Origin of the sequence: Pseudoflavonifractor sp. 60 (genome assembly GCF_009911645.1) — a bacterium.
In the GTDB taxonomy this organism is placed as follows: Bacteria; Bacillota; Clostridia; order Oscillospirales; family Oscillospiraceae; genus Lawsonibacter.
Genome location: NZ_QWKI01000394.1, coordinates 1 through 538, shown reverse-complemented (window position 1 = coordinate 538; position 538 = coordinate 1). Strand labels below are relative to the sequence as shown.

Below are 538 nucleotides of genomic sequence, written 5' to 3'. Positions count from 1 at the left end.
GGAGGAGATTCTATATGACAATATGAAGCAGGTAGTCATCAAGCGGCTTCTGAAGCAGGAGGACTCCACATTGAACCAGCAGTTCGAGGATTTCGCGGGATTCTACGGGTTTAAGCCCATTCTGTGCCGGCCCTACCGAGGTCAGACCAAGGGGAAAGTGGAGCGGACAGTGCAGTTTGTAAGGGATAATTTCATGGTGGGAATCAAGTACAATAGCTTGGCAGACCTGAATGGACAGGCCCTGGCTTGGTGCAATAAAGTCAACGGGAACGCCCACGCCACCACCAACGAAATTCCTTTCGAGCGGTTGAAAAAAGAGGGGCTGAGTCCTCTTACCCGTGAGTACATCATCGACAAGATCAATCTCAGGCGGGTACAAAAAGACTGCCTCATCTCCTACGCCGGGAATCAGTACTCCGTGCCAGCGGAGTATGTCGGCAAAGATGTGGCAGTCGTAGCCCTCGACAGTATGCTGGCGGCCTACTTATGAAGGCAAGCAGATCGCTCTGCACCGAATATCGTATCAAAGGAAGGACAT

Annotated in this window: 1 pseudogene; it reads left to right on the top strand. The window is 51.7% G+C overall.

The features are described 5' to 3' along the window. Positions 1–490 (top strand): annotated as a pseudogene (locus tag D1646_RS22575) (IS21 family transposase); the annotation flags it as partial. Positions 491–538 lie beyond the last annotated feature (48 nt).